This window comes from Paenibacillus roseus (assembly GCF_016424485.1).
GTDB lineage: Bacteria > Bacillota > Bacilli > Paenibacillales > Paenibacillaceae > Paenibacillus_D > Paenibacillus_D roseus.
Genome location: NZ_JAELUP010000103.1, coordinates 558,379 through 580,675, shown reverse-complemented (window position 1 = coordinate 580,675; position 22,297 = coordinate 558,379). Strand labels below are relative to the sequence as shown.

General features: G+C 49.8%; 22 protein-coding genes. All 22 read right to left on the bottom strand.

The window, feature by feature from the left end; translation table 11 throughout:
• Positions 1-157 precede the first annotated feature (157 nt).
• The 22 genes from proS to flhA all read right to left on the bottom strand — a co-directional run bounded on the left by proS (position 158) and on the right by flhA (position 22,274).
• Positions 158-1,606 (bottom strand): proline--tRNA ligase, encoded by a 1,449-nt coding sequence (proS, locus tag JFN88_RS19605; RefSeq protein WP_199020959.1) that lies wholly within the window; start codon positions 1,604-1,606, stop codon positions 158-160.
• Between the two features lie 118 nt (positions 1,607-1,724).
• The gene (gene rseP / locus JFN88_RS19600; RefSeq protein WP_199020958.1) at positions 1,725-2,999 is read right to left on the bottom strand and encodes an RIP metalloprotease RseP; all 1,275 of its coding nucleotides are present in this window, start codon (positions 2,997-2,999) and stop codon (positions 1,725-1,727) included.
• Positions 3,000-3,090: 91 nt separating this feature from the next.
• A complete protein-coding gene (locus JFN88_RS19595; protein ID WP_199020957.1) occupies positions 3,091-4,230 on the bottom strand; it encodes a 1-deoxy-D-xylulose-5-phosphate reductoisomerase in 1,140 nt (379 codons plus the stop codon).
• A 66-nt stretch (positions 4,231-4,296) separates the two neighbouring features.
• Entirely contained in the window at positions 4,297-5,088 is a 792-nt protein-coding gene (locus JFN88_RS19590) for a phosphatidate cytidylyltransferase (RefSeq protein ID WP_199020956.1), read from the bottom strand.
• A 21-nt stretch (positions 5,089-5,109) separates the two neighbouring features.
• Complete coding sequence (uppS, locus tag JFN88_RS19585) at positions 5,110-5,874, bottom strand: undecaprenyl pyrophosphate synthase (protein ID WP_199020955.1); 765 nt, start codon at positions 5,872-5,874, stop codon at positions 5,110-5,112.
• Between the two features lie 130 nt (positions 5,875-6,004).
• The gene (gene frr, locus JFN88_RS19580) at positions 6,005-6,559 is read right to left on the bottom strand and encodes a ribosome recycling factor (protein WP_199020954.1); all 555 of its coding nucleotides are present in this window, start codon (positions 6,557-6,559) and stop codon (positions 6,005-6,007) included.
• On the bottom strand, positions 6,559-7,287 hold the full coding sequence (gene pyrH, locus JFN88_RS19575) for a UMP kinase (protein ID WP_199020953.1): 729 nt from the start codon (positions 7,285-7,287) through the stop codon (positions 6,559-6,561). The genes frr and pyrH overlap by 1 nt, the downstream gene beginning before the upstream one ends.
• A 142-nt stretch (positions 7,288-7,429) precedes the next feature.
• On the bottom strand, positions 7,430-8,080 hold the full coding sequence (gene tsf, locus JFN88_RS19570; protein WP_199020952.1) for a translation elongation factor Ts: 651 nt from the start codon (positions 8,078-8,080) through the stop codon (positions 7,430-7,432).
• Positions 8,081-8,459: 379 nt separating this feature from the next.
• Positions 8,460-9,158 (bottom strand): 30S ribosomal protein S2, encoded by a 699-nt coding sequence (gene rpsB / locus JFN88_RS19565; RefSeq protein ID WP_199020951.1) that lies wholly within the window; start codon positions 9,156-9,158, stop codon positions 8,460-8,462.
• A gap of 229 nt (positions 9,159-9,387) precedes the next feature.
• Positions 9,388-9,942, bottom strand: coding sequence for an MltG/YceG/YrrL family protein (locus JFN88_RS19560; RefSeq protein WP_199020950.1), 555 nt, complete (start codon positions 9,940-9,942; stop codon positions 9,388-9,390).
• Positions 9,935-10,504, bottom strand: a complete 570-nt coding sequence (locus tag JFN88_RS19555) for a DUF6115 domain-containing protein (protein ID WP_199020949.1) — start codon at positions 10,502-10,504, stop codon at positions 9,935-9,937. The genes JFN88_RS19560 and JFN88_RS19555 overlap by 8 nt, the downstream gene beginning before the upstream one ends.
• Positions 10,505-10,567: 63 nt before the next feature.
• Positions 10,568-11,971: a flagellar assembly protein A gene (locus JFN88_RS19550; protein ID WP_199020948.1), complete on the bottom strand. Its 1,404-nt coding sequence runs from the start codon at positions 11,969-11,971 to the stop codon at positions 10,568-10,570.
• Between the two features lie 20 nt (positions 11,972-11,991).
• Positions 11,992-12,777: a FliA/WhiG family RNA polymerase sigma factor gene (locus JFN88_RS19545; RefSeq protein ID WP_199020947.1), complete on the bottom strand. Its 786-nt coding sequence runs from the start codon at positions 12,775-12,777 to the stop codon at positions 11,992-11,994.
• 22 nt (positions 12,778-12,799) lie between these two features.
• Positions 12,800-13,213, bottom strand: a complete 414-nt coding sequence (locus tag JFN88_RS19540; RefSeq protein ID WP_199020946.1) for a hypothetical protein — start codon at positions 13,211-13,213, stop codon at positions 12,800-12,802.
• A gap of 1 nt (position 13,214) precedes the next feature.
• Complete coding sequence (locus JFN88_RS19535; RefSeq protein WP_199020945.1) at positions 13,215-13,709, bottom strand: chemotaxis protein CheD; 495 nt, start codon at positions 13,707-13,709, stop codon at positions 13,215-13,217.
• A complete protein-coding gene (locus tag JFN88_RS19530) occupies positions 13,706-14,293 on the bottom strand; it encodes a chemotaxis protein CheC (protein WP_199021326.1) in 588 nt (195 codons plus the stop codon). Before JFN88_RS19530 ends, JFN88_RS19535 begins: the two co-directional genes overlap by 4 nt.
• Before the next feature lie 36 nt (positions 14,294-14,329).
• Entirely contained in the window at positions 14,330-14,791 is a 462-nt protein-coding gene (locus JFN88_RS19525) for a chemotaxis protein CheW (RefSeq protein ID WP_199020944.1), read from the bottom strand.
• A 12-nt stretch (positions 14,792-14,803) separates the two neighbouring features.
• A complete protein-coding gene (locus tag JFN88_RS19520; RefSeq protein ID WP_199020943.1) occupies positions 14,804-16,861 on the bottom strand; it encodes a chemotaxis protein CheA in 2,058 nt (685 codons plus the stop codon).
• 25 nt (positions 16,862-16,886) lie between these two features.
• Positions 16,887-18,092 carry a protein-glutamate methylesterase/protein-glutamine glutaminase gene (locus tag JFN88_RS19515; protein ID WP_199020942.1) on the bottom strand — a complete coding sequence of 402 codons (1,206 nt, stop codon included), beginning with the start codon at positions 18,090-18,092 and terminating at the stop codon, positions 16,887-16,889.
• A 27-nt stretch (positions 18,093-18,119) separates the two neighbouring features.
• Entirely contained in the window at positions 18,120-19,001 is an 882-nt protein-coding gene (locus tag JFN88_RS19510; protein ID WP_199020941.1) for a MinD/ParA family protein, read from the bottom strand.
• Positions 18,994-20,244: a flagellar biosynthesis GTPase FlhF gene (gene flhF / locus JFN88_RS19505; protein ID WP_199020940.1), complete on the bottom strand. Its 1,251-nt coding sequence runs from the start codon at positions 20,242-20,244 to the stop codon at positions 18,994-18,996. The genes JFN88_RS19510 and flhF overlap by 8 nt, the downstream gene beginning before the upstream one ends.
• Complete coding sequence (gene flhA / locus JFN88_RS19500; RefSeq protein WP_199020939.1) at positions 20,241-22,274, bottom strand: flagellar biosynthesis protein FlhA; 2,034 nt, start codon at positions 22,272-22,274, stop codon at positions 20,241-20,243. Before flhA ends, flhF begins: the two co-directional genes overlap by 4 nt.
• Positions 22,275-22,297: the final 23 nt, after the last annotated feature.

The window sequence follows — 22,297 nt, the reverse complement described above, 5'->3', positions numbered from 1 at the left end:
TTTAAAGGCGACCACGTTCGTTTCTCCAGAATTCCTCTGCCCCTTCGCTGCTATCTCCTCGATGTCAACCACTAATTTTTAGATTGAGCCTCATAAAATAGAGGAAAAGCATTCATCTTTTGCTTTTCCTCCTTGCGGCACTCCATAGGTTTAATTATTAATAAGCTCTGGCGAATACAACCGTATGAACAGCTTTCTCTCCGCACACCAAACAATTTTCCTTATGCAAGGTAGGCGCGAAGGGAATATTGCGGCTGGTAGCGCCGGTCTCTTCCTTGACCTGCTTCTCACAGGCAGCAGACCCGCACCATCCCGCCTCTACAAAGCCGCGCTTCTCTTCCAGCAACGCCTTCATTTCATCCAGCGTATCCACGGATTTGAAGTTGTCCTCGCGGAACAGCTTGGCCTTCTCATACATGGACTGCTGGGTATCATCCAGTAATTTTTGAATTTCTTCCAAGAGATTGGCCTGTTGTACAATACGCTTTTCTCCGGTAATGCGGGAAACCAGCACGACTTGCCCGTTTTCCATATCACGAGGTCCGAGTTCAAGACGAACCGGTACGCCGCGCATTTCATACTCATTAAACTTCCATCCCGGGCTTACGTCCGAACGATCGTCTACACGCACGCGAATGCCTGCTTTTTTCAGTTCAGCATACAACTCGTCCACTCTGCCCACGACCTGATCGCGGGTTTTAGCAGGGCCGATCGGAATCATAATGACTTGTGTTGGCGCAACCTTAGGCGGAAGCGCCAGACCGCGGTCATCCCCATGAACCATGATTAAAGCGCCAATCAGACGCGTGCTCACTCCCCAGGAAGTGGTATGAGCGAACTGAAGCGTGTTTTCACGGTCCAAATATTTGATATCAAAAGCAACTGCAAAATTCGTTCCGAGATAATGGGAAGTTCCTGCCTGTACGGCACGACCGTCTTTCATCATCGCTTCAATGGAGTATGTATCCACAGCTCCAGCGAACTTTTCAGATGGCGTCTTCTGTCCGACAATAACCGGAATTGCCAGGAAGTCCTCTACGAAGTTCTGGTAGATCTCCAGCATCTGCATCGTTTCCTGACGCGCCTCTTCCTCGGTCTCATGCGCGGTATGACCTTCCTGCCAAAGGAATTCGCTCGTTCTGAGGAACGGCAGCGTACGCTTTTCCCAACGTACCACGTTGGCCCACTGGTTTATGAGCAGCGGCAGATCACGATACGATTGAATCCATTTGGCATACATATGGCCGATCATCGTCTCGGAGGTCGGACGGATTGCCAAACGCTCCTCCAGCACCTCGCCGGCTGCCTCCGTTACCCAAGGAAGCTCCGGATTGAAACCTTCTACATGTTCTTTCTCCTTCTGGAAAAAGCTCTCGGGAATAAAGAGCGGAAAATAAGCGTTGCGGTGTCCGGTTTCCTTGAAACGGGCGTCAAGCTCACGCTGAATATTTTCCCACAGCTCATAGCCTTCCGGACGGAAAACGATACAGCCGCGCACTGGCGAGTAATCCATCAATTCAGCTTTTTTAATGACATCAATATACCATCTGGAGAAATCCTCGCTCTGAGGAGTAATTTCCGTAACAAATTGTTTATCCTTTGACATAGGGGCCTCCCGAAATGACAAACGTATGCAATCTAATCTTAATGACAAGCGTAAACGGCTTTGCCGTCCTTGACTGGCAAGTGCTTTGTTTCGCTATGGAACTTAAGGAACCCTCTGATCAGCCCCGAACTAGCCTCATGACATCGTTGTAGGTGACTGCCAGCATGAGCAGCATCAGCATTGCAAACCCTATAAAATGAACCATACTCTCACGGTTTGGATCAACCGGTCTCCCTCTAATGGCCTCAAAGCCGAGGAAGATTAACCGGCTGCCGTCAAGGGCTGGAATCGGCAGAAGGTTGAAGATGCCCAGATACAAGCTCAAGATGGCTGTCCATGATATAAGCTGCACGATGCCGCTACTGGCAATCTGGCTCGTAATTTCAGCTGTCCGAACAGGTCCTCCGAGATCATCAAGCTTGAATTGCCCGGTAATGAGCATTTTGAAGCTGTCGAAGATGACCACGGTCATATTTTTCATCGCTTTAGCCGCATAGGTAATCGTCTCCCCAATCCCCGCCTGACGGGTCGGGTAATCGCGTCCGATACCTACTTTGCCTTCCCCTGTCTCAGGGTCGGGCTTTGGAGTAATGCTCAGCTCAATGAGTTGTCCATCACGGATGATGGCCCACTTCATAGACTTGTTGGCAGATTGGCCGACCAATTCGATTAATTTATTAAAATCGCCGCGGATTTCAACGCCATTAACCGTCTTGATTTCATCACCGACTTGCAAATTGGCTTCAGCAGCAGGCTGACCTTTAATGATTTGTCCAATTTGCACCTTATCCTGAGGTTCAATCGGAATGCCTGCCAATTGGATATGAATGGCAAACAGTACAAAGGCGAGTACGAAATTCATAAGTGGTCCGGCAAAAATAGCCAGAGCCCGCTGACCTACTGTCTTGCTGCCGAACTGGCGGTTATAAGGAGCGATCTGCGTTTCTCTGCCTTTTGATATCATCAGCGCCTGTGGATGAACATTCAGTTCTTCGGTTTCCCCTTCAACGTTCAGTGATATCTTCAGCTTATGCTCAAGATCAATAAACTCGACTTCTCCACGGATAACATTGCTGCGCTCATCTAGACGGTCTAGATAAATCCGAATTACTTTGCCGCCTTCTGTTCTCACTGCAATTGTCTGGCCGCTCTGAACGTCGACAATCTCCGGGTCCTCCCCGGCCATACGCACAAAACCTCCTGCGGGGATCAGACGCAGCGTATACCGAGTTTCACCTTTTTTAACCGAAAACAGCTTCGGTCCAAAGCCGATTGCAAATTCTCTGACCAATATTCCTGCCCGTTTGGCGAAATAAAAATGTCCCCATTCATGGATGGACACAATCACAAAAAAGACAAGAACTGTCAGCAAAATATTTTGAACCATTTCCAAATTGTCCTGCCTCCCTGTTCATAACGGCATGTACCTAGATTATCATTATTCTCCCCCTTGATTCAAGAGAACCGTTTTTGGCAGGGTGATGTTAAATCAGGGATGCCGTATGGCGCGCCCACGCATCCATCTCCTCGATCGCCTGGACATCAGCAAGCTGCGTCACTTGATGGCGTTCAAGTACCTGCTCCAGTACACGTTCAATATCCAGGAACGATATTTCTCCCTTGAGGAAGCGGGCCACCGCCACTTCATTTGCTGCGTTGAACACCGTTGGAGCAGAGCCGCCTACACGTCCGCAAGCAAAAGCCATGGCCATGCATGGATAGCGTTCCATATCCATCGGCCGGAAGTTGAGCGTCCCAATCTCGGCAAGATTAAGCGGCTTGGCCGGGTTCGGATAACGTTCAGGATACGTCAGGGCATATTGAATGGGGACTCTCATATCTGGAAGCCCGAGTTGGGCAATGATGCTATAATCAACAAACTCAACAAAGGAGTGAATAATACTCTCAGGATGGATAATAACTTCAATTTGATCATAACTTGTCCCGAACAGCCAGTGAGCTTCGATGACTTCCAGCCCTTTGTTAACCATCGTAGCGGAATCAATCGTAATCTTTGCTCCCATAGACCAGTTCGGATGGTTGAGCGCTTGCTCAATCGTTACCCCTTCAAGCTCCTGCCGGGTTCGCTCACGGAAGGAACCGCCTGAAGCGGTAATTACAATTTTACGCACTTCCTTGCTGGTCTCACCATTCAGACATTGAAAAATTGCGGAATGTTCGCTGTCCACGGGCAATATCGCCACATTCTTCTCCGCTGCTCTTTGCATCACCAGATGTCCGGCAGTAACCAATGTCTCCTTATTGGCAAGCCCAATCGTGATACCGGCCTCTATCGCCGCCAGCGTAGGCCGCAAGCCACAGCTTCCGACCAGCGCAGTGATCACAAGGTCAGCTCCGGTATCCGCCGCCGCCTCAATGATGCCTTCCTCTCCGTAGACGATTCGAGTACCCGGCGGCAGCAAGTCAGAGACACGCTCTGCGGCCGACTTGTCGGCCAGCGCAACCAGGCGGGGACGGAAACGGCGCGCCTGGTCTGCAAGCAGCTCCACATTAGAGCCTGCCGTCAGCGCAACCACCTCAAAACGCTCGGGATGACTTGCAATAACATCCAAGGTTTGCGTCCCGATTGAGCCTGTGGAGCCCAGTATGCTTATTTTTTTCAACTGCTTTGCCTCCTTGGTTTCACGCTTCAGTCCGTGGACTTGTAGTCATCAGCTTCTTCCACAGCTTCATGTCAGCAATCCCGTAAAGACCAGAATCGGATAAACAATAAGCCAGCTGTCGCAGCGGTCCAGCACCCCGCCATGACCCGGGAGCAGCGAGCCCGTATCCTTGATTCCTCTGACACGCTTGTACGCGGACTGAATCAGATCGCCCATCTGTCCGGCAATGGCGCTCACTGCCCCGATCGCCAGCGCATGTCCCATGCTAATAAACTTCGGAGCAAGCAGAGCGAACAAAGCTGCCACTACAAGAGACAGGACAATACCCCCGATAGATCCTTCAATCGTCTTGTTCGGAGAAATTGCCGGCCACAGCTTGGTGCGGCCAAAGGCCCGACCGAAAAAGTAAGCGCCGATGTCCGAAGACCAAATGCAGGAAAATGCCAGAAAAGTTGCAAGCAGACCATACTCGTCCATCAGTCGTACATCTATCATCGCAGAAAATCCAAATCCGATATAAAGGACGCCAAGCAGCAAATTGGCTGCATGGTCTATGGTAGTCTTGTTTTTCGTAATGACTGTCCACACAAGCAAAATTAGCATGATCCACCACATTAGTGAATCCAGGGGAGGAGCTTGACTTCCTGCAAACTGCCATGGCCAAACAATCGCGATCGTGGCAAGGCTGCCTGTCAAGGCAGCCGGATGACTCCATGTGAGCCCGTTCATGCGCACAAACTCATGGTAGCCAATCAACGCAAGCAGCAACAGTAATCCTATGTACGCCCAGCCGCCAATTAGCAAAAGGGCGATAAAACCGGTGCCGGCAACAACCCCGGTCAAAATTCGTTGTTTCAAGTTTTGCACGCTCCGATCGCCTCACAGCCCGCCATATCTACGGGCACGACGCTGATATTCGCGGATTGCTTCGTAGAAGTGCTCATCCATAAATTCTGGCCAGTATACATCCGTAAACCACAGTTCGCTATAAGCAAGCTGCCAAAGCATAAAGTTGCTGATTCTCAGTTCCCCGCTGGTGCGGATAAGCAGGTCCGGGTCAGGAATGTTCTTGGACAGCAAATAACCATCCAGAGACTGCTCGGATATGGCGGCGGATTCCAGACGTCCCGCTTTGACTTCTTCAGCAATGGCACGAACCGCGTCAATCACTTCCATGCGGCTGCCATAGTTGAGCGCGAAATTCAGCACAAGTCCGGTATTATGCCTGGTTTTCTCGACCGCTTCGTCAATGGCCTGCAGGGTATAGTCGGGAAGCCCTTCCTTATAGCCCATCATTCTAACCTGAACATTATTTTTGATGAGATCTTCCAGTTCAATTGCCAAAAATTCTTGAGGCAGCCTCATCAAAAAATCAACTTCAGCTTTTGGCCGTTTCCAATTTTCCGTCGAAAACGCATAAAGCGTCAAATATTTAATTCCAAGCCGGTCCGCGGCCATTGTAATCCGTTTTACTGCTTTCATACCGGAATGATGTCCCGCTATCCGTGGAAGTCCCCGGCTTTTCGCCCAACGCCCGTTTCCATCCATAATAATGGCAACATGCTCGGGGATATTTTCCGCCTGCAGTTGTTCCTCTCTGATGGACAACGGTTTTTTAAACCAATTTTTCAACCGCTTTAACATTCCATTTCCTCCCACCCGGGACTAAAACAAGCGTTAAGGCCTGCCCGTCGTCCTGTATCAGGGATACGATACTGTCCATAAGGTTAAGTATGCAACAAACCCCACCTATTTGGAGGGGCTGGTCATCGATTTAAACTTCCATAATCTCTTTTTCTTTGCTTATCAGGACTTTATCCACTTCAGAAGTGAATCGGTCGGTCAGCTTCTGGATATCATCCTGATGTCTGCGCGACTCGTCCTCGGAAATTTCCGATTTCTCAAGCTTCTTAATGTCATCATTGGCGTCACGGCGAATGTTGCGGATAGCAACCTTGGCCTCTTCGCCAAACTTCTTCGTTGATTTTACCAAATCCGAACGGCGCTCCTCAGTCAGAGCAGGAATCCCGATCCGAATGATGCTGCCGTCGTTCGAAGGGGTAATACCAAGATCGGATTTCAAAATAGCTTTTTCAATTGCAGCGAGAGACGATTTGTCCCAAGGCTGAACAATCAGTGTTCTGGAATCCGGAGTATTGATATTAGCCAATTGGTTTACAGGCGTCAACGCGCCATAATATTCAACCTGAACACGGTCGAGCAATGCTGGCGTCGCGCGCCCGGCTCTCAGTGTAGAGAGATCGCGCTTGAGTGCGCCGATTGCTTTCTCCATTCTATCTTCCGCACTTTTCTTGATGGACTGTGGCATTAGCTCACACTTCCTTTCACAATCGTCCCAATTTTCTCACCTAACACGACACGCTTGATATTGCCGCTCTCTGTAATCGAGAACACAACCAGCGGAATGTTATTATCCATGCAAAGCGATGAGGCGGTGGAGTCCATAACACCCAGATTGCGGTTGAGGACTTCCAGATAAGTTAGCTGCTCAAACTTCTCTGCTGTCGCATCCTTGAACGGATCTGCAGAGTAGACGCCGTCTACCTTGTTTTTCGCCATCAAAATGACCTCTGCCTCAATCTCGGCCGCACGTAATGCTGCAGTCGTATCTGTCGAGAAGAACGGATTGCCCGTACCCGCAGCAAAAATAACGACGCGTCCCTTTTCCAGGTGACGGATAGCGCGGCGGCGGATGTAAGGCTCTGCAATTTGCTGCATTGCAATCGACGTCTGTACCCGGGTTGGCACATCAATTTGTTCCAGCGCGTCCTGCAGCGCCAAAGAATTCATCACTGTAGCGAGCATCCCCATATAATCCGCTGTCGCACGGTCAATGCCTTTTGCTGAACCAGCAATTCCACGCCATATATTCCCTCCGCCTACGACGATGGCGACCTCTACATTTAGCTCCACAACTTCCTTGACTTGCTCTGCGATGGAAGAAATCATCGCAGCATCGATTCCGTAGCCATTTTGACCAGAGAGAGACTCTCCACTCACCTTCAATACAATGCGTTTGTAAACAGGTTGCTCCACGTTGTAACCTCCACCCTTGTACCTCGCTAGAGGTTATTCTTAATCGATGCTTCCTCTATAATATCGGGTCTATATCTGACATTTGCCTCGCAACTCAATAAATCAGGCGAGGCGGACGAGCCGCCCCGCCCTCGCGTTCGGATTAAAGCTTAGCTTGAGACATAACTTCTTCAACGAAGTTGTCTTGTTTTTTCTCCAGTCCTTCGCCCAATTCATAGCGGACAAAGCGACGGATCGAAATATTTTCACCGATTTTGCTGATTTTTTCGTTCAACAGCTCGGAAATCGTTTTATCGGGGTCTTTAACGAAAGATTGCTCAAGCAAACAAAACTCTTCGTAGTATTTTCCAAGACGGCCTTCTACCATTTTTTCTACGATATTGGCAGGCTTGCCCTCGTTCAACGCTTGAGCAGTCAGAATTTCACGCTCTTTTTCCAGTTCGCTTGCTTCTACTTCTTCACGGCGAACATATTTAGGGTTCGCAGCTGCGATTTGCATAGCGATATCTTTTACGAACTCACGGAATTGATCTGTCTTCGCAACGAAGTCCGTTTCACAGTTTACTTCAACCAGAACACCAATACGTCCGCCGCCATGAATGTAGGATTCAACTACACCTTCTGTTGCTGTGCGTCCTGCTTTGTTTGCTGCTGCTGCCAGACCTTTCTCGCGAAGAAGGTCGATTGCTTTTTGCAAATCGCCGTTCGCCTCATCAAGAGCTTTTTTACAATCCAACATTCCTGCGCCTGTTTTTTCACGAAGCTCTTTTACCGCACTTGCACTAACTGCCATTGTTAACCCTCCTGATAAATTTATATGTAGCTCTGCCGTCGGAGCGGCACAGCCTACGTTTTTCATATGGATCAAGCGTAAACAGCATTGCCGTCCTATGACGGGCAAATGCTTCGTTTTGCAGTGAAATACATGCCGTTTGCATTCAATATCATATGCCTTAACGTACACATGTCTATAAAACACCCTTGCTTTTTAAAAAAAGGGCGGTGAGAGGTTAAAAACCTTCTGACCACCCTTTTCCTGTTCATGCAAGCGTATGTAGACGCATCTTTCATATTGTGAGAGATCATCCTAGCATTCGCGTACTGGTTATTGAAGCCTGGCATACTACACGCATGTCACGCTGTATAGCTGTATATTGGGAAACAACCGACTATTAAGCAGTTGTTTGCTCACCTTGGTTCGCTTCTACGATTGCATCTGCCATTTTAGCAGTCAGCAACTTAACGGCGCGGATCGCGTCGTCATTACCTGGGATTACATAGTCGATTTCATCCGGATCACAGTTAGTATCTACGATACCTACGATTGGGATACCCAATTTGCGAGCTTCAGCAACCGCGATGCGCTCTTTGCGGGGATCAATGATGAAGAGTGCGCTAGGCAGCCCCTTCATACCTTTAATTCCACCCAGGAATTTCTCCAGACGATCTTTCTCTTTACGGAGAATGATAACTTCTTTCTTAGGAAGCACTTCGAATGTGCCGTCCTCTTCCCACTTTTCCAACTGTTTCAAACGATCAATACGTTTTTGAATCGTTTGGAAGTTGGTCAGCGTACCGCCCAACCAGCGTTGGTTAATGTAGAAGTTGCCGCAACGCTCTGCTTCTTCCTTAACGGAATCTTGAGCTTGCTTCTTAGTACCAACGAACAGTACAGTTCCGCCTTCTTCTGCAATAGAACGAACAAAGTTGTAAGCTTCCTCAACTTTTTTAACCGTCTTTTGCAAGTCAATGATGTAAATACCGTTTCTTTCTGTGAAGATATAACGATCCATCTTCGGGTTCCAACGACGAGTCTGATGACCAAAGTGAACCCCAGCTTCGAGCAGCTGTTTCATGGAAATAACCGCCATACCAACAACACCTCCTGATAAATGGTTTTTATTTAAATGCCTCCGCCAATCGCATCTTCCGACAAAACTCACCTCTCAGGCGAGCACCCTTGACGAAATTAATCGGCGTGTGTTTTTAACACCGTCAATTACTATACCATATCGTATGTCCTTGCGCAACTAGGAGCTGGAATAATTCCCCCACTCCAAGCGACATGCTGCGCGTCCTCAAAAAGCCTTATTCTCAGCCTCACTGTTCTTCCTTGACCGGTCTAGAGAGAAGCGGATCACGGAGCAGCGTCTTTTTGATCTCGTCATAGTCCGCAAACCCTGTAAAATAATATTTGCCATTGCGAATCCTATTGCGAGACAGCCGTGTCTCCTTCAAAAAAGCGGAGGCATCCTCTACTAGAGCCGCATCCTCCAGCAGTATGCCAATCTCCTTCATCCCCATACCCTTCCGGATCGTGACAGCCCATATTCGTGAGTTGTTCTCCCGCTCGGCTTCAAGCTCGCTGCGCTGCTTGGCAAGCGCTTCCTCTACAGCCTTTTGCTGCTCGCCTTGTTGCTTCTCCTGCTCCTGTTTTAGCGCTTCGATCTCCTGCTTGAGCCGAGACAGCTCTTGCGATTCACCGCCATTAGCCTCATTGGAGGATTCCTTCGGTCCCTTAGCCTCAGAGACTTCCGACGCTATCCAATCGGCCTTCGTCTGCTGGACATCCGCAGAAATCATCAATTGAAGCAACAGCACCCCTGCCATTACCCCGAGCCCGAGTCCCAGGACAAATGAACGTTCTTTAAACACGATGACGCTCCTCCTGTATGGAAAGCTGCACGATAAGCTGTACCTCTCCCTTGTTGAGGCCGAGCTTTTTGGCTATGTAGTCGGTCGATTTGCCTTGATTATAAAGCATAAGCAATTCTGCGTAGCGATCTTTAATCAGTTCTGAGGAATGGTCCTCCCCTTCAACCTGAAGCGACTGTTCCAGTGGTTCGGGAGCCGCTGGAGGGGCAAAGGCAGGAACTGAGTTGATTGCGACTGTACGAGTACTCAACTCGGCCAAGCGCAACTCCAGGCTGCTCTGGATGCCCGCAAGCTCCTGTCCCAATTCTCGACAGCGATGCTCCAACGTGACAATTCGCTGTTCCTTGCTTGCAATAGCATCTCGCAGTTCCTGCTGCGTCCGGCCTGCCATTTCCAGAAACTCTTTATTATCCGTTTCCAACGTCTGCATGAACTGCTCAAGCGCAAGCTCCATGTCGCTGATGGAAGAGTGGTTCGACTGTCCGGGCTTCTTCGGCAGAATAAAAGCCAATACAACGACAAATGCGCCGAGAAGTACAAGGTATTGCCAAGGTTGATCCACATTGTTCACCTGCAGTCTTTAATAATGAAGAAACCCAACTACACAACGGTTACTGCACTGTATTTATTGAAAAGGCGACACCGTTATGTCCCCTTCGGAATAATGAAACCGGACGCGCTCGGAGCGTTCTTTAATAAATCTTGTATAGCGGCCAATTACAATTTTGGTACCGCCGTAAATGGTATTTTTCACCTCGACGCAGGCTACCTGCGTATCCTCTAGCGACTTCTCGATTTCCAGCAGCTCTTCCTTCAACTGTTTTTCCGTTTCAAGACTCCGCTTCCTCGTCGCATTCAGCTTCGCGCGCATCTCCAGCCGCTCCGATGACAATTGTCCGGCTGCGGCAAGTTGATCCAGCAGCGCCAGCGCCTTATCGGTCTTATCCAGATTGACGACAAGCGCACGAACCTCATTACGAAGTTCGGCCAGCTTTTGGCGAAGCTCCGGCTTGACTCCGACTGCCAGTTCGGTAGCCGTGGAAGTTGAATTGCCAATAAGCCGTGCACTTATTTTTTCTCCGGCTTGAATGGTTCCCCCTACAATCAACCCCTTCGCCCCTACGCACTGCACATTCCGTCCGGCCCTGACATTCGAGTGCATAATGCTCTGCGCCACGATTACATCTTCACCCGCGACAATGTTTCCTTCCTGAATAAAGGAGCTTTTCACTGTTTTCCCAGCCTTGACAACACCTTTGCCGCCTGCGAGAATGCCGCCTGTTATTTCAATGCTGCCTTCCGTTTCAACATCCGCGCCCTCTATGCCGCCAACGATGCGGATATCGCCTGATGCCCTGACCCGAAATCCGGTAAGCACATTGCCGCGAATAACGACCGTCCCAACAAAATCAATATTCCCGGTTCTGTAGTCAACATCTCCATTCACTTCATAAACTGGAAAAACGTTGATCTTGTCACGCTCTGTTTTGGTCAAAATACCGTCTATCGCTGCATAAAGCGAAACTTCATCCGGTCCGATCACCACGTTTTTCCCGATTTTGAAGCGTGCTTCTTTACCGTCGGCGGCCGGAATAGGCTCGCCATTGACTTTTACCCCCGGCTCAGACGGTCCCGGCGGAATTTTTCTGGCAATCAGTTGTCCACGCTTCACATTTCGAAGCTGATTGATTTCCTTGTAATTCACCTTGCCGTCCTCTGTCTCAACCAGCATTTTGTTGTGCTCGTCCATATTATAAATGTATTCGACGCGTCCGCTCTTTCCTTCAACCGACCGTTTCCCTTCCGCAATAATAACCGGATGGCTGTAGGACATTGGAGAAGCGGCCAAGACTCGCAAAAGATCCCGCTTAATCCCGTAAACAATACCATTGTCGTATAACCATTTCTCAAGCTGTTCAAAAGCGACAAAATAATCGGCATCCGCCCGCTTAAAATACAAAGAAGCAGATAACAGATCGTCTGAAACCAATATCTCGGCATTACCGTCAAGCGGCATTTCCAATGGCATACTTGATCACTCCTGCGGGCTCATTTTTCCATAAGCTGGTCCTTGTGCTTCGCCAATGTACCGCGCAACCGCAATATCGCTTTGGAATGCAGTTGGGATATTCGCGAAGGTGACAATGACATCACTTCAGCAATTTCACTTAAAGAAAGCTCTTCGTAATAGAACAGGGAAACGACAATACGCTCTTTCTCCGTCAGCCGTTCGATTCCTTTAACCAGTGCATTCTTAATATAAAACTCCTGAATCTTGTAATCCGGATTTTTCGCTTTCTCATCCACGAGCAACGTGAGACGGGTCTCGGACTCTTCCTCGCGGATCGGGTCTTCCAGCGAGCATACCGTCGTAATCGCAATTTCCTGAAGCATATGCAAGAACTCCTTCTCGGTTACGTTCAGGTATTCGCTCATCTCCGCATCGCTGACCGAGCGCAAATATTTCTGCTCCAGTAACTGGTAGGCCTCCTCAATGCGTTTCGCCTTCTCGCGAATCGACCTCGGCACCCAATCTCCCTGGCGGAGCCCGTCAATGACCGCGCCGCGAATCCGCCAGGAAGCATACGTCTCGAACTGCAAGCCTCTTTGATAATCAAACTTCTCTATTGCATCGATCAGCCCCATTACCCCATTGCTGGCCAGATCATCCTTAGAGACATTTTTGGGCAGGCCGATTGCCATCCGATTGGAGACATAATCGACGAGCGGAAGATAGTGCTCAATCAATTGTTTTTTGGCCTCGATATTGCCATTTTCTTTCCATTCCTGCCACATCTCGATATTGGATAAATGAGGCGTTTTCGGCTCGATCATCGTCTCACCCTCCTAAAACCTGCTACGATTCTTTCAGATGACGTACCGCTTCGGCCAACTCATCCGGCGACTTGTCTTTGACAGACATCATTCTTGGAGGCGCTAGCGGCTGGAACGGTAAATGCTCCGCTTCTTCCTCTTTCTCTCCCCCAAGCTGCTGCTGAAGCAAGCGATGAATGTCCTCTCCGTCATCGGGAGTTGCCATATCCAGATTGCTTCCCTTCTCTTCCTCAGAGCCGCCTTGCACACCGTCAACAGCCGGTGAAAGTACATACAATAAGTATCTAAGGCCGTACGCGAGCACAAAACTGGCTGCCAGTGCGTACAAGCTTCGCAACAAAGTAATTGAAATCCCGTTATTTCCGATTGAAAAAGCGAACGTCAGCCCGCATCCCAAAACCGCTATTCCTATGTTCCATTTAATTGACCCCAGCATACTATAGCTCCTTTACGCCGTGCTGGACGCTCCGAATATGAAGAATCCCGGTCAAGCTGTCTATTTCAATCGTTCTCCCATAATTTCCCCCCGTATCTTCCGCTAGTATTGGTATGGGATAAACCGACAATATGTTTTTGCAGGATTCCACATTCCGGGGACCAATCCGAAGTGTATCCGACTTGCCAAGCTGCGAGAACATCTGGGCGCCTCCGGCCAGCTTGGCTACCATTCGGCCGGGAACCGCACCGATAGCCTGCATCATCCGGATCAACTCCGGCAAAGCCGTATCGGCATACTTCGCAAGATTAAAAGACGAATCCCTGGCAATATCGGAGGAGGGCAGCATTACATGCGCCATTCCCGCTATCTTGCTTTTTTGATCAAACAAAGTAACGCCCACGCACGAGCCTAGCCCTGTTGTCCGCAATACAGCGCCCTCTGCGGCGAAGTTCAAATCTGCCATGCCTACCTTGATTATTTGTTCTTGTTTCATTCAGAGGGCACTCCCAAAGCACTAAAAATTTTCTCAAATGACTCCGGATCAGGAATCAGGAAAAATTGACCTTCCATTAGTTCCTTGCCTTCGAAGAAGCTCGTATCGATCAGCAGCGCGTCATCCCCCATTTGCCCGAACTGCAGCAATCCGTAACTCAGTATCGCCCCGGCCATATCTACCGCGATTGAAGGCACCGTAGGCGCCATAGGAAGACGAGTAAAGTCGGCCAGCGATGACAAATAGGAGCCAGCTAAAATGTTGCCGATTTCGCTCAAGGTTGAAAGCTCCATCTCTGAATACTCCAAGCTCTCGGATGGTTCCAGGGATAGAAGCTGCTGTAGCAGCTTCTTGGCAGAATCCGCCTGAATGATAAAGAACATGTTGCCCGGCGCTTCTCCTTCTACACGGAGAAACACCGCGACGACCACTTGCTCTGATCCGCCAACCCGCTCGGCGATCTCCTCGAAGGGCAATATGCTGACCGTGGGAACCTTCATGTCGACCGGCTTGTCGATCAGTCTCGAGAAGGCTGTAGCCGCATTTCCTGCCCCTATATTCCCAACCTCTTTCAGCACATCCATCTTGAGCCCTGCCAAATGCTTGAGCAGACTCACGGCTTAGTCCTCAAGATCTTCGATTTGAATAATTTCACTGCGGTTTAGAACCTCGGCCAAATTGAGCATAATGAGCAATCTTTCGTCGCCCATTTTGGCTACCCCTCTCAAGTATTTGGCTTTTATGCCACCCACCACTTCAGGAGGCGAATCAATTGCATCGGTGTTGATATCGATGACATCGTTTGCCGCATCGACGATAAATCCGACCTCCAGCTCATTAACAGCGACGATGATGGTCCGAGAGTTTTCAGTCTGCTCCGTCTCTGGCAATCCAAAGCGCCCGCGCAGGTCAATAACAGGAACGACCACTCCACGCAAATTAATGACGCCTTTAATGAAAGCCGGTGTTTTTGGCACGCGTGTAATCGGGAGCATCCGCTCAATTGTGCGGACCTTGTCAACCTCAATGCCGTACTCTTCGTTTCCCAGTGCAAAGACAATAACCTTCAAGTCTTCTCCCATTGGTAACCCTCCCTATTTAATGAGTGCATTCGGATCAATAATTAAAGCAACCTGTCCATCGCCAAGAATCGTCGCTCCGGATATCGTACCTGTATTCGTCAAGTAACTGCCCAATGTTTTGAGCACAATCTCACTTTGTCCGATAAATTCATCGACCACAACCGCTCCCCATTTCTCGCCTTTGCGGATGACGACAATTTCAGACTCTTCTTCTTGATCTTCATCAAAATCCGGGGATTCCAATATTCGGCTTAATGACAGAACAGGGATAATCGCACCGCGGAACTCAATCATCCGGTTTCCGTGAATTTTGCGGACTTGCTCCCGCTTGATAACGGCCGTCTCTACGATGGAAGAAAGCGGGATCGCGTATTTCTCCGAGCCTAACTGCACCAGCATCGCCCAAATAATAGACAGGGTGAGTGGAAGCTGAATGGAGAATTTCGTCCCTTTGCCCAAGGTAGAACTGACGCTCACATTGCCGCCAAGCGAAGTGATCTTGGTCATAACGACATCCAGACCTACGCCTCGCCCAGACAAATCGGAAATTTTATCGGCTGTGCTGAAGCCCGGTGCAAACAGCAGCATATAGACTTCCTCATCACTCATGCCAGACGCTTTCTCAGGCGAAATGACGCCATTCTTGATCGCTATGCCCAGCACTTTCTCCCGGTCAATGCCGCGTCCGTCATCCTCGATTTCGATAAAGACATGGTTGCCGCTATGATACGCGCGCAAATTCACTGTCCCTGTCTCCGGCTTGCCAGCTGCGATACGGTTCTCAACCGGTTCGACGCCGTGGTCTATCGAGTTCCGCAGCAAATGCACTAGCGGGTCCCCAATTTCATCAATAACTGTCCGGTCAAGCTCTGTCTCGGCCCCTATAATATTAAGATCTACTTTCTTATCCAGAGACTTGGCTACATCGCGCACCATTCTCGGGAACCGGTTAAAGACGGAATCGACCGGCACCATTCTCAGCTTGAGTACAATATTTTGAAGATCGCTGCTCACTCTCGTCATATGCTCAACGGTCTCGGTCAATTCAGTACGCTTGATTTCACTTGCAAGCTGCTCCAGACGCACACGGTCAATCAACAGCTCGCTGAACAGATTCATCAGTGTGTCCAGACGTTCAATATCGACGCGAATCGTCCGGTTGACAGCCCCGGCCGAATTTTGAGTTGCCCCTGCGCTCCGTTTCGTCGGGGAGGCTTCGTCCCGCTTTGGCGCTGTCGTTGCAGGCGCTGCCGAAGTTGCTGCAATTTCCGCCACCTGCGGCCTGCTGAGCAAACTTAGCGATTCTTCATCCAGCGCGGTTACTTCGACACTTTCCACCTCGGATATGTTGGCAATTTGCAACTGCAATTCTTCTCCCTGAAGCTGGGATATGTAAAAGACGGTAAACGCGCGGTCAAACTTGTCCTGCTCAATATCCTGCACAGACGGAACGGACTGGACAATTTCCCCGTTACGCTCCAGCAAATCAAATACCATATAAGCGCGAGCGGCCTTCAGGATACAATTTTCCTCAATCGAGACCTGAATATGGTACACCTGGTGCCCGGTCTCCATCGATTGTTTGAGTACTGAAGCCTGAAATTCATCAAGTCGGGGCGCTGCTGCTCCAGCGGAGGCTGCAGATACTTGACTTGAAACAGGAGCGGATGTTGCAGGAGTTACCGCATAATCCCCTTTCACAATCGATTTGAGCGAGCTCACGATAGCATTGACATCTGCTTTCCCGGTTCCGCCGTTCACGATATCCTGCACCATCGAGTCGAGCACATCCAATGCTTTAAACAGCGTATCGAAAATAAAGCTGTCCATCTTGAGCTTGCTATTGCGTACCAAATCGAGGACATTCTCCATTTCATGCGTGAGCGAAGCCAGATCCTCAAAGCCCATCGTTGCCGACATCCCTTTTAAGGTATGCGCGGAGCGGAAAATAACCTGGACGATGCTGATATCTTCAGGACTGCCTTCCAACTGGAGCAAGTTTTCATTAAGAGACTGCAAATGATCATTGGATTCATCGATAAACATCGATAAATAGGCGTTCATATCCATAACTTCTACACCTCCAAAAGTATAATCATGAGCTGCTGGAATTGCGTCCGACAGCGCTGACCAGATAACTTCCGATACTGTGGAGCGGAAGCACAGTTGTAGCTGCACCCGCTTCAATGGCTGACCGCGGCATTCCGAATACAACACATGTTTCCTCTGCTTCAGCAATCGCTGTCGGAATGTTCTGCTCCACAAGCAATTTCATTCCTTTTGCCCCGTCACTGCCCATTCCGGTCATGATGACCGCATGGCGCCTGAGCTTCGGATACGGCAACAGGGATTCGAACAGTACGTCCACGCTCGGTCGGTGTCCGCTGCGAGGCGGAGTCTCGGATAAATGGATATAATACCGGTTCTTCCTCTCCATCAGTTCCATATGCAGCCCTCCGGGAGCAATATAAACATGGCCCGCTTCAACTTGCTGGCCCTGTTCCGCTTCCACTACTGCAAGGCGGCTGAGACTGTCCAGACGCTGCGCGAGCGAACGTGTAAACCGGGGTGGCATGTGTTGTACAACAAGCACCGGTGCGGGAAACCCCGCAGGCAGGTCGCCGATCAACTGATGCAGCGCCCTTGGTCCTCCAGTCGAAGTGCCGACTGCTACAATATCTGTAAAGCTGTCCGTCGTTCTCCTCGGCAGAGGTTGCTCCAGTTTTGGGGGCTGGGCCGCCGCCGGACGCTCGGCAGGCTTGAACTGAATTTTTGGCCTTGCAATCTTCTCAGGCTTAGACGGTTTCGACTCCGCTTGTTTTGCACCTGTCAATTTTTCAGTCTCTGTCAAAGGAACAGACTTGTTGACGATCTCTGGACGGGACATCACCGGAGCCGACTTGCTGCGAGTCAGTACGGCAACAGCCAACTTCTCAAGCAATTGCTGACCGACCTCTTGCGGGCTTACCCCCGCCGAAGGCTTGCGGATGAAATCAAACGCTCCGAGCTGCAGCGCCTTAATTGTCTCTCTCGTACCATCCTCGCTAATACCAGAGATCATAATAACCGGGGTCGGCTGAATGCGCATAATTTGCCTCAAGGCCTCCAGCCCGTTCATCTCGGGCATTTCCAGATCCATAGTTATCGCATCCGGCTTGTGCTGTTTTAATGCCAGCAGAGCTTCTGCGCCGGTACTGGCCGTAGCCACGATTGTAAAACGCGAATCTTGTTTAATCAGGTCACAAATGATTTTACGCATAAAGGCAGAATCATCAACAACGAGGACGCGATATGGAGCCATTAGGATTGCCTCCTTTCTGCCTTGGCTTTATCCCTTTTTCAATCCCAGCATCCGGCTGATAAAGCCTTTCAGCCCATTCTCTGCCGGAACCGATCTTCTTGATTCATTTAAAAATTTTATAGCGATTAAATCGATGCATCTTGCAGCTTCTCCCCCGGGATAGGCCAGCACAAACGGCACCTGCTTTTTCACTGCCTTGGTCACATTGGCATCGTCCATCACTGTGCCAAGCAAAGGGATCTCCATCTGCAGAAACTGCTTCGCCACCATCGCGAGCTTGTCTGCCGTGAACTTCCCTTCCTTCATATCCGAAGCCCTGTTTACGACGAGTTTGAATGTCACATCCTCATACATGGACTTGACCATCTTCATCAGAGCATAGGCATCGGTTATCGAGGTTGGTTCAGGCGTTGTCACAACAATGGTCTCCTGAGCCGCTGCAATAAACTTGACCGTTTCCTTAGAAAGCCCTGCCCCCGTATCAAACAGAATGACATCATAATGTCCGCTTAACCGGGCAATTTGTTCTCCGAAATAATCAAGCTCCGCCTGCGGCAGTTCTACGAGATCACGAAAGCCTGAGCCGCCAGCAATGATATCAATACCGCTTGACGCGTGCTGAATAATCTCCCAAATCGTCTTCTCCCGCTTCAACAGGTGATACAAGTTGTATGGAGCGGAAATACCCATCAGCACATCGATATTGGCCATTCCGATATCTGCGTCGAACACGAGTACCTTATGTCCCCGCTGCTGCAGCATCAGAGCGAAGTTAAGACTGAAATTTGATTTCCCGACGCCGCCCTTGCCGCTGGTCACTGTTACAATTCGTGTCGATTTTGGCTGCTTCAATGCATGATTTTCATTGGTTGTTACAAGTTTTCGGAGTGAGTTGGCCTGATCATTCATCTTCTGCGGCCCCCAACAGCTGTTTTACATAGCTGTCTATTTCAAAGGGACGAATATCATCCGGGACATTCTGACCGCTGGAAATATAAGTCGGTTTAAGCATATGCCCCAGCACAATATTGAGAATTGAGCCATAGCTTTCCGTTTCATCCCATTTGGTAAACAGCACCTTCTCTACACCGAATAGCGAGAAATGTCTGGCTACCACGTCCAGATCCTTGCTTTTGCCCGTTAGGCTAAGCACCAGGAAGGTATCGCTGTCAGACTGTCCCTGAATCAGGCTGTTCACTTCCGATACATACAGCTCATTGCGAAAGTTTCTTCCAGCCGTATCTACGAAAACCAAACTCCGATCCTCAAGCTGGGTGAATGCTCTACTGAGCTCAAGCGGCGAGAATACAACTTCGAGCGGAGCATTCAAAATGTTCGCATACGTCCGAAGCTGGTCAACGGCGGCAATTCGATATGTATCCGAGGTAATAAATCCGACCCGTCGTTTATGGCGAAGCGTCTGTTCAGCAGCCAGTTTGGCAATCGTTGTCGTTTTACCGACACCCGTCGGGCCGACAAAGTTAAGCACCCGCAAAGTTGGAGATATCCCCTCGCTTTGCAAAGGGAACAGCCACATCTTGATGATGCGCTCAGCCTCCGCCCAGATTTTCTCCGCGCCCCACTCCGTGCTGTAGTCCTCTAAATCCGTGATGCCTTCCAAAAGCCTGTCGACCCATTCGTCCGCTACATCCTGATTGTGCAGCCGCTCCACCAGTTTTTGCAAGGCAGCAGGCCGTTGCCCTGAAGGTCCCTGCTGCCTGGAGAAGCCGATAATCATCTGCTTCATTTGACGAATTTCTTCCGCAAGCTCCGATTGCTCTACAGCCAGCGCCGGCACAGTCTTCTCAGGTAAAGCTGCAACTGGAGAAACCGGCTGCACATAATCCTTGAGCTGTTCTTTCAATAAGTCGGCAACTGCTGCGGCGGAGGAGTTCTCCATATCAGCGTCATACGACAAGCTATTGGAGTATCTTGTCGCAGAAGCCGCGAGCACAGGAGTCGGCGGCTTGGCCTGCTGCTGTCCCGACTCAATGGCGGCAATGACTTCCATCTTCTTCTTCCGAAACATCCCCATAAATCCGCCAACGCGAATTTCTTTCGTATTGAGGATCACTGCATCATTCCCCAATTCGCTTCGGATTAAAGAGAGTGCATCAGGCATAGATTTGACCACATATCGTTTTACTCTCATAGATTCACCACCCCGACGCTTTGAACTTCAACACTCGGCTCCAGTTCACTGTAAGAGAGAACCGGCACATCCTGCATCGTGCGCTCTACAAGCTGACGCAAGTACATGCGAATAGTCGGAGAGGTCAGTACAATCGGCTGCTGCCCGGACTGCGCCTGTTTACTCACCTGCTCGCTCAGCTTCGTATAAATATGCTGACTCGTTACAGGGTCAAGTGCCAGGTAACTGCCCTGATCGGACTGCTGGACGGACTCGGCAATCTTCTTCTCGATCGAAGGTCCGACGGTGATAACTTTGAGCGGGTCCTGGGCGGAAGCATATTGCAACGTAATCTGCCGCGACAGTGCCTGTCTGACGTACTCGGTGAGGATATCCGGGTCCTTGGTAAAGCTGCCCTGGTCGGCCAATGTCTCAAATATGGTAACCATATCGCGAATCGAAATTTTCTCACGCAGCAGCTTTACAAGCACCTTCTGTACTTCCCCTACGGACAAAATGGAAGGTATCAATTCGTCGACAAGCGCCGGATAGCTTTCTCTGACATTTTCGATAAGCGCCTTCGTCTCCTGTCTGCCAACCAGTTCATGAGAATGTCTCTTGATGACCTCCGTCAAATGGGTTGCAACTACAGAGGGCGGGTCAACAACGGTATAACCGGACAGCTCTGCTCTCTCCTTCATCGCTTCATCCACCCATAAGGCCGGAAGTCCGAATGCCGGTTCCTGAGTCTCAATACCTATAATGGAGTCATCATCGAACCCAGGACTCATAGCCAAATAGTGGTTCATGAGCAATTCGCCCCGGGTGACCGTATTTCCTTTAATTTTGATCACATATTCATTCGGTTTGAGCTGAATATTATCACGAATACGGATTACCGGTACGACAATTCCCATTTCGAGGGCGCATTGTCTTCGAATCATGATGACACGGTCGAGCAGGTCGCCTCCCTGCTGCGTATCTGCAAGCGGGATTAAGCCGTAGCCGAATTCAAATTCAATCGGGTCAACCTGCAGCAGGCTGATGACACTTTCCGGACTGCGGACTTCCTCAATTTGCTGTTCTTCGACCATCTGCTCCTGTTCTTGCTTTTGCTTAACCATCGAGTTGTTCATTTTCCAGCCTGCAAAAACGAGGAGTGCAGCTAAAGGCAGGGTAGCTAAAGGCCCGATCGGTGTGAATATACCGAGCATGGCAATCGTCCCCGCAACAATATAGAGAAGCTTCGGATGACGCAGCACCTGACTTGACAAATCAAACGCCAGGTTGCCCTCCGACGCAGCGCGAGTCACAATCAGACCGGCGGCAGTTGAAATGAGCAACGCTGGAATCTGACTGACCAGACCATCTCCGATTGTCAGAACCGAGAAGGTTCGGAGCGACTCCGAAAAATCCATCCCGTGAATGGCCATACCGATGACAAAGCCTCCGATTAGGTTAATAAACAGGATAATAATAGAAGCAATGGCGTCTCCCTTAACGAATTTGCTCGCACCGTCCATGGCGCCGTAGAAGTCCGCTTCACGTTCAATTTTTTGTCTGCGCTCGCGGGCCTGCTGCTCATTGATCAATCCTGCATTCAAATCGGCGTCAATACTCATCTGCTTACCGGGCATCGCATCGAGTGTAAAGCGGGCAGCAACCTCAGCCACGCGCTCGGAGCCTTTGGTAATGACGATAAATTGAACAACGACGAGAATGAGGAACACAACAAAACCGATTGCGATTTCCCCTCCGGCCACGAACTGGCCGAATGTCTCTACCACCTTGCCCGCTTCGCCGTGGGATAGAATGTTCCTTGTTGTGGATACGTTCAAGGCGAGTCGGAACAATGTCGTGATAAGCAGCACCGCAGGGAAGATCGAGAACTCCAGCGCGCTCTGCGTGTTCATCCCAATCAATAAAATCATCAGCGCTGCCGAAATATTTACGATCAGCAGGACATCAAGCAGCACGATCGGGATGGGAATAACCATCATCAGGACAATGCCTATAATGCCGATCAATATGGACATATCCTTCAATCGCATACTGCTCTACCTCTTTCTGTACT